This window comes from Chryseobacterium sp. MMO-72, assembly GCF_037146035.1.
In the GTDB taxonomy this organism is placed as follows: Bacteria; Bacteroidota; Bacteroidia; order Flavobacteriales; family Weeksellaceae; genus Chryseobacterium; species Chryseobacterium indicum.
In genome coordinates this window covers 138,944-153,267 of record NZ_JBBCWG010000004.1, presented here as the reverse complement: position 1 = coordinate 153,267, position 14,324 = coordinate 138,944, and the positions used below count along the sequence as shown (strand labels likewise).

The 14,324-nt window shown below is 38.9% G+C and carries 8 protein-coding genes and 2 pseudogenes; 9 read left to right on the top strand and 1 reads right to left on the bottom strand.

What is annotated here, in order from left to right; genetic code table 11:
* Positions 1 to 52: 52 nt before the first annotated feature.
* The 8 genes and pseudogenes from WFH39_RS07765 to WFH39_RS07730 all read left to right on the top strand — a co-directional run bounded on the left by WFH39_RS07765 (position 53) and on the right by WFH39_RS07730 (position 10,643).
* A complete protein-coding gene (locus WFH39_RS07765; protein ID WP_336689453.1) occupies positions 53 to 2,035 on the top strand; it encodes an alpha-L-arabinofuranosidase C-terminal domain-containing protein in 1,983 nt (660 codons plus the stop codon).
* A 218-nt stretch (positions 2,036 to 2,253) separates the two neighbouring features.
* Complete coding sequence (locus WFH39_RS07760; RefSeq protein WP_336689452.1) at positions 2,254 to 3,951, top strand: ribulokinase; 1,698 nt, start codon at positions 2,254 to 2,256, stop codon at positions 3,949 to 3,951.
* A 331-nt stretch (positions 3,952 to 4,282) separates the two neighbouring features.
* Positions 4,283 to 4,981 (top strand): L-ribulose-5-phosphate 4-epimerase, encoded by a 699-nt coding sequence (locus WFH39_RS07755; protein ID WP_336689451.1) that lies wholly within the window; start codon positions 4,283 to 4,285, stop codon positions 4,979 to 4,981.
* A 176-nt stretch (positions 4,982 to 5,157) separates the two neighbouring features.
* Positions 5,158 to 6,654, top strand: coding sequence for an L-arabinose isomerase (araA, locus tag WFH39_RS07750; protein ID WP_336689450.1), 1,497 nt, complete (start codon positions 5,158 to 5,160; stop codon positions 6,652 to 6,654).
* A gap of 20 nt (positions 6,655 to 6,674) precedes the next feature.
* Entirely contained in the window at positions 6,675 to 7,835 is a 1,161-nt protein-coding gene (locus tag WFH39_RS07745; RefSeq protein ID WP_336689449.1) for an aldose epimerase family protein, read from the top strand.
* 3 nt (positions 7,836 to 7,838) lie between these two features.
* Positions 7,839 to 9,566 (top strand): sodium:solute symporter family transporter, encoded by a 1,728-nt coding sequence (locus WFH39_RS07740; protein ID WP_336689448.1) that lies wholly within the window; start codon positions 7,839 to 7,841, stop codon positions 9,564 to 9,566.
* A 182-nt stretch (positions 9,567 to 9,748) separates the two neighbouring features.
* A pseudogene (locus WFH39_RS07735) lies at positions 9,749 to 10,231 on the top strand (Crp/Fnr family transcriptional regulator); the annotation flags it as partial.
* Between the two features lie 58 nt (positions 10,232 to 10,289).
* A complete protein-coding gene (locus WFH39_RS07730) occupies positions 10,290 to 10,643 on the top strand; it encodes a DUF4260 domain-containing protein (RefSeq protein ID WP_336689447.1) in 354 nt (117 codons plus the stop codon).
* Positions 10,644 to 10,648: 5 nt separating this feature from the next.
* On the opposite strand, the gene WFH39_RS07725 is transcribed toward WFH39_RS07730, so the two are convergent.
* Positions 10,649 to 11,335: an NUDIX hydrolase gene (locus tag WFH39_RS07725; protein ID WP_336689446.1), complete on the bottom strand. Its 687-nt coding sequence runs from the start codon at positions 11,333 to 11,335 to the stop codon at positions 10,649 to 10,651.
* A gap of 521 nt (positions 11,336 to 11,856) precedes the next feature.
* On the opposite strand from WFH39_RS07725, the pseudogene WFH39_RS07720 reads away from it, so the two are divergent.
* A pseudogene (locus tag WFH39_RS07720) lies at positions 11,857 to 14,253 on the top strand (beta-L-arabinofuranosidase domain-containing protein).
* Positions 14,254 to 14,324: the final 71 nt, after the last annotated feature.

The window sequence follows — 14,324 nt, the reverse complement described above, 5'->3', positions numbered from 1 at the left end:
TTTAAAACCTATAAGGTTTATCAGTAAAAAATTCAACTTTTCAAGTCAAAAAATGAAAACGAAAACCAAAATATTCACAGCGGCTATTTCACTAAGTGCAGCGTTTTTTTCAGCGCAGAACGGAAATATCAAAAAGCACTTCCTCGATTTAGACGGAACATCCACCAACATCAAAATCCAGCCCACGATGTACGGAATTTTCTTCGAAGACATTAACTTTGCAGCAGACGGCGGATTATACGCAGAACTCATCAAAAACCGCAGTTTCGAATTTGATGAGCCTTTAACCGGATGGAAACAACCCAATACAAAAACATTGTCTCCCAATTTAGATTCCGGCTTTCTGACGATTATTACTGATAAGTCTAAAACCAATAAAAACTACGCAAGAATAACGGTTTGGAATGATAAAAACTATTCACTGGAAAACGAAGGTTTCCGGGGAATCGGACTTCATCAGGGTGAAAAATATGATTTTAGTTTCAATCTGGAAAATGTGTCAGGAAATATTTCTGCCGTCAATACAAAAATTATTGATGAAAACGGAATGGTGATTTCTTCTGCCTCTTCGATAATCAAAGGAGGAGGATGGCAAAAATACAGCACCGTTTTTATACCTTCTAAAACCATTGAAAAGGCTAAGCTTCAAATCACTTTCACAGGAAAAGGGGTGGTGAATATGGATATGATTTCACTTTTTCCGCAAGAAACATGGAAAGGAAGAAAAGGCGGTTTACGAAAGGATTTAGTTCAGAAATTATATGATTTACAACCCGGTTTTTTACGGTTTCCCGGCGGATGTATTGTTGAAGGAAGAACCTTGGCAGAAAGGTACCAGTGGAAAAAGACGATTGGCAGGGTAGAAGACAGGGAAAACCTTATCAATAAATGGAATAATGGATTTCCGCACCGTCTTACTCCGGATTACTGGCAGTCTTTCGGTCTTGGCTTTTTTGAATATTTCCAGCTGGCGGAAGATTTGGGTGCAGAACCGCTTCCGATTCTGAGTTGCGGAATGGCATGCCAGTTCAACACAGCCGAACTCGTAAAAGTGGAAGATTTAGATCCTTATGTTCAGGATGCCTTGGATTTAATTGAATTCGCCAACGGAGATTCCTCTACAAAATGGGGGAAAATCCGTTCTGAAATGGGACATCCGAAGCCTTTTAACATGAAATTCATCGGGGTTGGAAACGAACAGTGGGGAGCAGATTATATCGAGCGTTACAAAGTTTTTGAAAAAGCAATTCACGCCAAATATCCTGATATTAAAATTATTTCGGGAAGCGGCCCTTCTCCCGATGGCGAATTTTTCGATTACGGCTGGAAAGAACTTAAAAAACTGAATGCACAGGTTGTGGATGAACATTATTATAATTCTCCGGAATGGTTTATGAAAAACGCCGGAAGATATGATGAATATGACCGTTCCGGACCTAAAGTTTTTGCGGGGGAATACGCTGCACAATCGGTGGGTGTTGTAAAGCCCGACAATAAAAACAACTGGCTGACCGCACTTTCGGAAGCCGCTTTTATGACAGGGCTGGAACGCAATGCAGATGTTGTAACCATGACTTCTTACGCACCGCTTTTCGCCCATGCAGACGGTTGGCAATGGACGCCCGATTTAATCTGGTTTAATAATCTGTCTTCTTATGCAACTCCCAATTATTATGTTCAGAAATTATTTTCTAACAACAAAGGGACAGATTTAATTAAAATCACTGAAAACGAAAAGTCGTTAAAAGGCGAAAACTATCTTTATGCATCTGCAGTACGGGATCTTAAAAAAAATGAAACAATCATTAAAATTGTTAATGCGCATGCTGAAAAAACTTCAGTTGAAATCAACCCGAAAAACATTACATCCGGCAGTAAGCTCACCAGAATCGTACTTACTTCAGCAGGACTTTCCGATGAAAATAACTTCCAATCGGAGATCATCACACCGAAAGAAGAAACGCAGACCATTAAAAAGGGAAAAATTTCTGCGGAAATTCCGGCAAATTCTCTCGTGATTTTAAAGCTTAAATAGCTCCAAATCCCCATCAATAAAAGAAAATTTAAAATTAAGTGTAAATATTACATTTATTTAAAATAGAATCTTATATTTGTTTTATCTCTTCAACAGAAAACCGGAGAATTCTTTAAGGTAAATGAAATCCTAACGGAAAATCTTTGCATAATGTAATCTATTACAACTGTTATTTTAAAAAAGAGCCAAAACAATAATCAAATAAATTACTTTCATTAATGAAAAAGTATGTTATCGGTTTAGATTATGGAACAGATTCCGTTCGTGCCGTTTTGATTGATACCGAAAACGGTGCCGAACTGGCAACCTCTGTAAGCTATTACCAAAGATGGAAAAAAGGACAGTTTTGCAGACCGGAAGAAAATCAGTTCCGTCAGCATCCGCTGGATCACATCGAAGGACTTGAAAAAACCGTTTCCGATGTCGTGAAAGAAAGTGGAGTTGCGCCCGAAAATATCGTCAGTATTTGTATTGATACTACGGGTTCTTCACCCCTTCCGGTAGATAAAGATGGAATTGCTTTATCCCTTTTGCCCGAATTTTCAGAAAATCCCAATGCAATGATGGTGCTTTGGAAAGACCATACTTCCATCCGTGAAGCTGAAGAAATCAATGATCTGGCAAAAAACTGGGGTGGCGAAGATTATACAAAATTTGAAGGCGGAATTTATTCCTCAGAATGGTTTTGGGCAAAAATCCTCCACATCAGCAGAGAAGATGAAGCCGTAAAAAATGCAGCATACAGCTGGATGGAACATTGTGATTATCTCACATTTTTACTTTCTGACCATAAGGATCTGGCGACATTCAAAAGAAGCCGCTGTGCGGCCGGGCATAAAGCAATGTGGCACGAGTCGTGGAACGGGCTTCCTTCCAAAGAATTTCTTAATCAATTGGATTCATCTTTAGCAGAACTTCGCGACAGATTATATCATAAAACCTACACTTCCGATGAAGTTGCCGGAAATCTGAACGAAGAATGGGCGGCAAAATTGGGATTAACGACTAAAACTGTAATTGCTGTCGGCACTTTCGACGCGCATTCCGGTGCAATCGGTGCAAAAGTTGAGGAGAACACATTAATCAGGATTATGGGAACATCCACCTGCGATATTATGGTGGCTCAAAACGAAATTATCGGCGATAGAACGGTTAAAGGAATTTGCGGACAGGTCGATGGTTCCGTCATTCCGGGATTAATGGGGCTGGAAGCGGGACAATCTGCATTCGGAGATGTTTTGGCATGGTACAAAAATATTCTCACAGAACCCACAATTAATATTCTGATGAGTTCCGATGCAATTGACGAAGACCAAAAAAAGTTGCTGAAAGAAGAAATAGAAAATAATATGATTCGCCATCTCACTCTGGAGGCGGAAAAAATTCCACTTTCGGAAACCGTTCCGATTGCGTTGGACTGGATTAACGGACGAAGAACGCCCGATGCCAATCAGGAACTGAAAATGGCAGTCAGCGGTCTTTCATTGGGAACAAAAGCACCACATATTTTCAAAGCACTGGTTAACGCGATCTGTTTCGGAGCAAGAAAAATCGTTGACCGCTTTGAAGATGAAGGCATTAAAATCCATAAAGTCATAGGAATTGGCGGCGTTGCCAGAAAATCACCATTCATCATGCAGACCTTGGCAAATGTCCTGAATATGCCCATCGTTGTGGCAGCATCAGATCAGGCTCCGGCTTTAGGGGCAGCCATTTATGCCGCTGTTGCCGCAGGAATTTATCCTAACGTTCAGGAAGCAAGCCAAAAAATGGGCTCTGATTTCGAAGCTGAATACTTCCCACAGAAAGAACATGTAGAACAATACGAAGAATTGATGCAGCACTATCAGATTTTAGCAGATTTCACCGAAAATAATATCAAATCTAAGAAAAAGTTGACGGTTGACAGTTTATAGTAATTAATTAGGTTTAAAAAAGCTCCATTAGGAACGTCCTGTTAATAGCAAATAATGTAAATATTATCATCACAAAAAGAGCCTCGTAGAGGCGATCTGTTAAATATTTACATTAATTAAAGAACGATCCACAATCAACCAAAAACCATCAACTAAAATGATTATGGCAGCTTTATCCGCCCTCCGTTCCCGCTTTTTTGTTCCGCTTAGCTGCACAAAAAGAGCTCCACTCAGGTCGGGCTGCGATTGATTCGTATGATAAAACCCGAGGGGTTAAATATCGATAGCCGTAGGTGAAACCTATGCATTTGAAAAAAATATATAAATAAAAATGAGCATTTATAAAGAATTAAAACGAGAATGTTACGAAGCCAATATGCAGCTCGATGCCTTAAAATTGGTGGTCTACACATTCGGAAACGTAAGCGCCGTTGATCGTGACAAAGGAATTTTTGCCATCAAGCCGAGTGGTATTCCTTACGATTTATTGAAACCGGAAGACATGGTAATCTTAGATTACGATGCTAATATCATTGAAGGTAATCTAAGACCATCTTCCGATACCAAAACCCACGCTTATCTCTACAAAAACTGGGAAAACATTGGTGGAATCTCGCATACGCACGCCATCTATTCTGTAGCTTGGGCACAGGCACAGTTGGACATCCCGATTTTCGGGACAACGCACGCAGACCATCTTACAACGGATGTTCCTTGTGCGCCACCAATGCATGACGATTTAATAGAAGGCAACTACGAATACAATACTGGAATCCAGATTCTGGATTGTTTTAAAGAAAAAAAACTTTCTTATGAAGAAGTAGAAATGGTGCTCATCGGAAATCATGGACCGTTTACCTGGGGTAAAAATGCTGAAAAGGCTGTTTACAACAGCAAAGTTTTGGAAACCATCGCCGAAATGGCTTATCTCACCAGGCAAATCAATCCGAATGCAGCCTGTTTAAAAGATTCACTCATCAAAAAACATTACGAACGTAAACATGGTAAAAATGCTTATTACGGACAATAAGTCATGGTTTGTGTTTAATTTAAGACTAATATCTGTCATAAACCTTATAGGTTTTTAAAACCTATAAGGTTTGATAAAAAACATTAGAATCCAAAGGATTCAATATAAATAACCGTAGGTGAAACCTATGGAAAAATAAATATCAATTATCAATCATCATTTATCAATCATCAAATATGTTAACACCTCTCAATACCAAAGAAATCTGGTTCATCACCGGAAGCCAGCATCTATACGGCCCTGAAACATTAACACAGGTAGCGGAACATTCGGCGAAGATTGTGGAAGCCTTCAATGCTTCGTCACAAATTCCTGTGAAAGTGGTTTTAAAGCCAACCGTAAAAACCACGGAAGAAATTTTCGAAACATTAACTGCTGCCAATTTTTCAAAAAACTGTATCGGAATCGTAACATGGATGCATACATTTTCCCCTGCAAAAATGTGGATTCGTGGTCTTACTGCCTTGCAAAAGCCAATGCTGCATCTTCATACCCAATTCAATCAGGATATTCCGTGGTCTACGATGGATATGGATTTTATGAATCTTAATCAGGCAGCACATGGCGACAGGGAATTTGGATTCATGGTAAGCCGTCTCCGCAAAAACAGGAAAGTGGTGGTTGGACATTGGGCAGAGGAAAGAGTTCAGAAACAAATCGGAGAATGGAGTAGAGTTGCTGCTGGCTGGGACGATTGGCAGGGCGCAAAATTTGCCCGTTTTGGAGACAATATGAGATATGTTGCCGTGACAGACGGTGATAAAGTGGAAGCGGAAACCAAGTTTGGATTTTCCGTAAACACTTGGGGAATCGGAGATTTGGTAAGCGTTGTCAATTCAATTGGCGAAGGCGAAATCAAATCGTTGATGGAAGAATATGAATCTTCATATAAAATGGCAGAATCCCTTCTCTCAGGAGGAGCGAACAGAAAATCCCTCGAAGCTGCTGCCAGAATTGAGCTAGGTTTGGAAAAATTCCTGAAAGACGGAAATTTCAAAGGATTCTCGGATACTTTCGAAGATCTTCACGGATTGGAACAGCTTCCGGGAATTGCCGTTCAGAGATTAATGGAAAAAGGTTACGGATTCGCCGGAGAAGGCGACTGGAAAACTGCCGCTTTGGTTCGTGCGATGAAAACAATGGGGCAGGGTTTAGAAGGCGGAAATGCTTTTATGGAAGATTATACCTACCATTTAAATCCTTCCAGTCCATCGGTTCTGGGTTCTCATATGCTGGAAGTGGATCCTGTTTTGGCGGTTGACAAACCTTCTTGTGAAATTCATCCGCTTGGAATTGGCGGAAAAGCAGATCCGGTTCGTCTGGTTTTCAATTCGAGAGGAAATATTGATTCTTTAAATGCAGCATTAATGGATTTCGGAAATCATTTCAGACTGTTAATCAACAAAACAAAAGCTTTGGAAATTACCGAAGAACTTCCGAAGCTTCCTGTAGCGAGAGTACTCTGGAAACCACTTCCGGATTTGTACACAGCCGCGGAAGCCTGGATTTTGGCGGGTGGAGCCCATCATACCTGCTACAGTGAAAACATCAGTGCAGAGCAGTTGGAAGATTTTGCAGAAATCGCAGGTATTGAATCATTAGTGATTGATGAAAATACAAAAATCCGTGATTTTAAGAATACCCTTCGCTGGAATGAAATATATTATCGTTAAACTTGCAAAAATTATAAAAAATGAGAAAAATAAGTGTCAACCTGATAATTCTTTTTGCCGTTTTATGTATTTTCGGGTGCAATGAAAAAGAAAATCAATCAAAAAATCAAAAGCAGGCAATGGAAAATATACAGATTTCAGAATATGGAGTGACGTCAAAAGGTGATTCTGTTAAAAAATATACTTTGACTAATAAAAACGGGATGAAAGTGGAAGTCATCAACTTTGGCGGAATCATCACTTCACTTACCGCTCCCGATAAAAACGGAAAATATGAAGATGTGGTCTTGGGTTTTACAAAACCGGAAGATTATTTTAATGGAAATCCTTATTATTTTGGCGCGTTAATTGGTCGTTACGGAAACAGAATTGCCAATGCCAAATTCACTTTGGAAGGCAAATCCTATGACATTGATAAAAATGACGGACCCAACAGTCTTCATGGCGGAAAAGAAGGATTTCATACTAAAATCTGGAATATTGAACCTGTAAAAGATGCCAAATTCCCAACGTTGAAACTGACTTATACCAGTGCAGATGGGGAAGAAGGATATCCGGGAAAACTAACGACTACGGTATTCTATACTTTGACGGATGACAACGCTCTGGAAATTTCTTACGAAGCGGAAACAGATAAGCCTACTGTTGTAAATTTGACTCAGCATTCGTATTTTAACCTTTCAGGAAATTTCTCAAAAACAATTCTTGACCACGAAATGCAGATCAATGCCGATAAATTTTTGCCGGTGAATGAAACTTTGATTCCGACCGGTGAGCAAAAAGCTGTAAAAGGAAGTGCATTCGATTTCACAGCTTCAAAAGCAATTGGAAAAGATATCAATACAGAAGATGACCAGTTGAAAAAAGGAAAAGGCTACGATCATAACTGGATTCTGAACGGAAGCGGACTGAGGAGTATTGCCAAAGTGTACCATCCCGAATCGGGCAGAGTAATGGAAGTTTTAACCGATGAACCGGGAGTGCAGTTTTATTCCGGAAACTTTCTGGATGGAAAATTCGATACCAAAACTGGCGGGAAAAATGAATTCAGAACGGGGTTCTGTTTAGAAACTCAACATTTTCCGGATTCACCTAACCAATCTTCTTTCCCTTCTACAGAACTGAAGCCGGGACAGAAATACCAGTCGAAAACAATTTATAAATTCTCAGTTAAAAAATAAAATATGGGAAATTTAGCTACTCTTGATATCATCATATTTCTTATCTATTTTGTGGTGGTTGCAGGCTACGGAATCTGGATTTATAATAGAAAGAAATCTGCAGCGACAGGCAGTAAAGATTATTTTCTGGCAGAAGGTTCATTGACTTGGTGGGCAATCGGCGCGAGTTTAATTGCTTCCAATATTTCTGCCGAACAATTTATCGGGATGTCCGGTGAAGGATTTTTTGTGGGAATTGCTGTAGCTGCTTATGAATGGATTGCGGCAATTGCATTGATTATTATTGCAGTATGGTTCATTCCGATTTATCTTAAAAATAAGATTTACACGATGCCACAGTTTCTGGAAACCCGTTACAACAAATCGGTTTCCCTGATTATGGCTGTGTTCTGGCTCTTTTTATATGTTATTGTTAATTTAACTTCCATCCTTTATTTAGGTGCTTTGGCAATTGATACATTGCTGGGAGGTGATAACCTTCATATTATTATGATCGGATTGCTTTTAATGGCTTTATTAATCGGTCTTGGCGGTATGAAGGTAATCGGTTACACAGATGTAATTCAGGTGGCGGTTTTAATTATCGGAGGTTTTGCCACCGTTTATATGGCGCTTCAGATTGTTGATCAGAGAATCAACGGGGCGGCAGTCGGGAATGCTTTAACAGGTTTTCAGACTTTGATGAACGAAGCTCCGCAACACTTTAAACTGATGCTGGAAAAGCCGGTGAAGACCACCACAACTTTGGCAATGCCTGAAAATCTTGATGTTCAGAAATATGTTGTTTTACCGGGATTGGCGATGTATTTCGCAGGACAATGGATTGTAAACCTGAATTATTGGGGCTGTAATCAATACATCACCCAAAGAGCGTTGGGAGCTGATCTGAAAACGGCAAGAACCGGAATTTTATTCGCAGGATTCTTAAAATTATTTATGCCGATTATCGTAATGCTTCCGGGAATTGCAGCGTACGTTTTGTATTCAAAAGGGCATTTAACTGGCTTTAGTGGCGTAAAAGATGGTGCTTATTCTGCAATCTTAGGATTTCTGCCGGTTGGTCTGAAAGGTCTTGCTGTAGCGGCTTTAACGGCGGCAATCGTTGCTTCTTTGGCAGGAAAAGTAAACAGTATTTCAACGATCTTTACATTAGACATTTACAAGAAATATTTAAAAGCTGATGCAACGGAAATCCAGATGGTGAGAACCGGAAGATGGGCGATCATCATTGCCATGTTTGTGGCTTTGGCATTTACATGGACCGATGTGTTAGGAATCGGCGGTGAAGGAGGATTTACCTTCATTCAGAAATATACAGGATTTATAAGTCCCGGAGTTTTTGCCATGTTCCTTTTGGGGATGTTCTGGAAAAGAACGACCGGAACTGCATCTCTGGTGGGGGTAATTTTAGGATTTGTTCTGGCTATCTTCTTCAACAGTTTTGCTGTCGATATTTTTGGAAAAGAAACCTGGTTATATACCGCTTTTACGTATGAAAAACTGGAAAACGGAGTTGTGCACACCATTACAGAAATCCCATTTTTAATTAATATGGGATGGTCTTTCGTGATCACCATTGCAACCATGGTTCTCATCAGTCTTGCAGGACCGAAAGTGAATCCGAAAGCATTCGCAATCGATGCAACAATGTTCCGCGTAGACAACAGAACATTGGTTTTAATCGTTATAACGTTATTACTGCTTACTGCACTTTATGTGAAATTCTGGTAAAATGTAATTATGATAAAATAAAGGCAGGATTCCGTTTTGGAGTCCTGTTTTTGTTTAATTTTAATTCAGCATATAAAAAAACAATGGAAGATTTAAATGAATTAATACAAACATATTTCGGACCGCTGAATGCTCACGAACACTCTGTTATTTAGTCTTATTTCAGAAAAGAACAATTAGCGAAAAATGAAATATTTACAGGTTCAGGCGAAATTTGTAACAGATTAAGCATGGTGAAATCCGGTATTTTGCGTGTTTTCGCTTTATCAGAAGACGGAAAAGAGATTACACAGTGGCTTTCCGTAAAAGGTTTTTTCGTTACCGATGTGATGGGATTTTTCTTTAATCAACACAACCGATGGACGATACAAGCCTTTACCGAAGCTGAATTACTCACCATTTCTAAAACAGATTATTTAAAACTGTGCAGGGAATTCCCCAAATGGGCTGAAATTGAGAAAAGATTTATGATTAAATGTTTTGGAATGATGGAAGACCGGATATTTTCTTATCTATCCATGACCGCGGAAGAAAGGTACAACCGGTATTTTGAGCAGAACAGAGAATTATTTCATCAGGTTCCGCTGCAATATATTGCTTCGGTTTTGGGAATGACGCCCGAAACATTCAGCAGAATCAGGAAACGGCAGGCAGAAAATTCTTGATTTTTATCAAGAGAATCTATTTTCTGTTGTCAGACATTTGTAAGATAAATCTCAGACAATGAAAAATCTCTTGCAGCTCGAAGAATTAGGACAATTTGGTTTAGCCGTTTTCCTGTTTACACAGTTAGAATTTCAGTGGTGGCTTTTTCCGATTTGCCTTTTGCTTCCGGATGTTTCCATGGTCGGCTACTTAATCAATCCAAAAACCGGAGCCCGGATTTACAATTTTTTTCATCATAAAATGCTTGCAATCCTTGTTTTGATTCTCGGATTTTGGCTTAAAATTTCTATCGTAGAATTTGCCGGAATTATTTTATTTGCCCATTCTGCAATGGACAGAATTTTCGGATACGGATTTAAATTTGAAGACGATTTCAAACATACCCATCTGGGTTCAATAGGAAAGAAATAAACCGTTTAAATCTTAAACATAAACCCTTCCGCAAGCTTTTTCTGATATTTTGCTTCATCAAAACGATACAGAAAAGACCCTTTTTTTGAAGAAGTCATATCTTTACCCTCCGTTTTCACAAGAATATCCAGCGCATTAATTTTGCTGATGAAATTCCGCTTGTCGAACTGTTCATTAAAAATCGCTTCGTAAAGATTCTGCAGATCTTTCATCGTGAATTTTTCTGGCAGAAGCTCAAACCCGATAGGTCTTGTGGAAGCTCTTCTGCGCAGCCTCAGAACGGCATCCTTTACCATTTCGTTATGGTCAAAAATAAGACTTGGAAAATCCCGAAGATCAAACCATTTTGCGCTGTATTTTTCATTGATCTGGATATTCTTTTCAATATTAATCAGCGCATAATATGAAATTGAAATAATTCTTGCTGTAGGTTCACGGTCAATCCGCGTATAAGAATTCAGCTGTTCCAGATAGATATTTTCCAGTCCTGTGAGAGTATTCAGAACACGTTGCGCTGCTTCATCGGATGTTTCTTCGTCTCCTATAAATCCACCCATTAACGACCATTCTCCCATTTTAGGCTCAAAATTCCTTTTTACCAGAAGAATTTTAAGATTTTCGCCGTCGAACCCGAAAATAATGCAGTCTACAGCTACCAGATGTCGCGGAAAATGAGAATAGTCTTGTGTCATCGATTATATTTTTATGCAAAGTTAATGCTTTTAGCCTTTGATTTTACTGTCGGATCAATATAAATGTATTTTACACACTTTATTTTACTTTTTATTTTGAATTTCTCAGGATTCCATCATCTTCCTTGTCATTTTGGGAGCATTTTCTACCTTCGAAACTTACATTTTATTCATCTAAGACATTAAAAACAGATGAACTTAATGTTAAAAATATGTTAAAATTAATTTTTCTTTCATTTTAAATTTACCCTGAAACAGTCAGTAGGGCTTAGTCTTAAAAATACGATAAGCTATTAATATAAAATATCAGCGTTCATACTGTATATTCCGTATTCATTTTTCATGCAGGTAATTTGACTGTATGGTTCTGATTATCGCGTTTTTTCATAATCTTAATTTTTATGATAAGCCCCTGTTATTTTTAATTTTTTTCTAAGACTTTAAAATAGACTTTTTTTTGATTTCAGCGGCACATTCTGCAAAATTCTTTGTCATATTGATTCTTTCTTTTATTTTTAGAAATGTTGAACAGACATTTATTAATGAATAAAAAATCGCTGATAGTATTTTTAGGTTTTGGCACACTTGCTTTTGGACAGGTGAGCAAAACAGTCAGTTACTTTCCGCTGAACAAAGTCGCTTTGTCTGAAAGCATATTCAGCAGGGCAATGCAGACAGATAAAAATTACATAATGTCGATGGATGCCGACCGTTTGTTGGCTCCCTATTTAAAAGAAGCAGGACTTAATCCTAAAAAACCGAATTATCCGAACTGGGAAAATACAGGATTAGATGGTCATATTGGCGGACATTATATTTCTGCTTTGGCTTTAATGTACGCTTCTACAGGCGATGCAAAAGTAAAACAGCGGCTGGATTATATGATCGACGAGTTGGAACGTTGCCAGAATCTTTCAGGAAACGGTTATATTTCCGGCGTTCCGTATGGCAAAAAGATATGGAAAGAAATCTCGGACGGCAATATTCGTGCATCCGCTTTCGGACTGAACGACCGTTGGGTTCCTTTATATAATATTCACAAAATATATTCCGGTTTGCGGGATGCGTATTGGTACGCAGACAGCGAAAAGGCAAAAAAAATGCTCATTAAGCTTACCGACTGGATGGCAGATGAAGTTTCCAAACTTTCCGATGAGCAGATTCAGGAGATGCTGAAAAGCGAACACGGCGGACTGAACGAAGTTTTTGCTGATGTTTATGACATTACCAAAAATGAAAAATATCTTAAGTTAGCACACCGTTTTTCACATCAGGCGATTTTAAATCCATTATTGATTCACGAAGATAAACTGACGGGAATTCACGCCAATACGCAGATCCCGAAAGTAATCGGTTTCAAGAGAATCGCAGATCTGGAGCATAATAAAGAGTGGAGTGGCGCGGCAGATTTTTTCTGGACTAATGTTACCCAAAAACGTTCAGCCATTATCGGCGGAAACAGTGTAAGCGAACATTTCAATCCTACCGGAGATTTCAGCGGGATGATTAAAAGTATTGAAGGTCCCGAAACCTGTAATACGTACAATATGCTGAAGCTGACCAAAGAGCTTTTCGCGACCAGTCCGAAGTCGTCTTATCTGGATTATTACGAAAGAGCTTTATACAATCACATACTTTCCACCCAAAATCAGGAAAAAGGGGGTTTTGTTTATTTTACACCCATGCGTCCCGGTCATTACAGAGTATATTCCCAGCCGCAAACCAGTTTCTGGTGCTGCGTAGGTTCGGGAATGGAAAATCACGCCAAATACGGCGAAATGATTTATGCGCATTCTGATAAAGATTTGTACGTGAATCTTTTTATTCCTTCTGTTTTAAAATGGTCAGAAAAAAAATTGGTCATAAGACAGGAAAATAATTTTCCGCAGGAACCTTCCACAAAATTGATCTTTGATCTTACTCCAAAAACTGAAATCAATTTAAAATTAAGAGCACCGGAATGGACGGATGTTTCACAGATAAGCGTTTCCGTTAATTCAAAAAATATCAATATTGCTGTCGATTCCGAAGGTTATATCAATATCAAAAAGAAATGGAAAAAAGACGATGTTGTTGAAATGAAAATGCCGATGCACCTTTCCGCAGAACAGCTTCCGGACAAATCGGATTATTATGCATTCAGATACGGACCCATTGTTCTTGCAGCAAAATATGGCAAAGAAAATCAGACAGGGCTTTTTGCCGACGACAGCCGCGGCGGACACATTGCACACGGACCGCAGATTCCTCTGAACGACATTCCGGCAATTTTAGGATCTTCAACAACGGTTTTGAATCATCTTCAACCTGTTGATGAAAAAGATTTGACCTTTAGAATAAACGGACTTTATCCTCAGAATAAATTTAGTAACGGATTGAAGCTTGTTCCGTTTTACCAGATTCAGGAAGAACGTTACATTATCTACTTTCCTCAGGCAAGTCAGGATAAAATCGAAATGATTCAGAAACAGAAAGCCAAAGAAGAAGCGGAAATCCGAAAACTGGATGATATTACAACGGATAAAATCCAATTGGGTGAGCAACAGCCGGAATCCGATCACTTTTTTAACAGCAAAGATTCCAATACGGGATATATGGAAGACCGTCATTTCCGTGAGGCAAAAGGCTGGTTCAGTTATCAGATGAAAAATAAAGATAGAAATGCAAAATACCTCTATCTTCTCTATTTCGATGCCAACAGCTACCGTACCCTGAATGCCGAAATCAATGGAATTAAAGTGTTTTCCCAAGATTTTGAAGGAAAAATGGGAAGCTCACCGTAAACATTGTTAATCCCTATTCCCGAATCGGAAAAGAATAAAGAAACACTCACCGTAAAATTTATTTCTGGTGAAAAATCATTAACGCCGAAAATCATCGAAGTAAGATTACTGAATCAAATGCCGGATAAAAACTAAAAACAACTGCAGAATTAAATCTGCTCCAAAGGAGCAATATCTGTGTAGAAATACAATTGACCGAAGAAAAC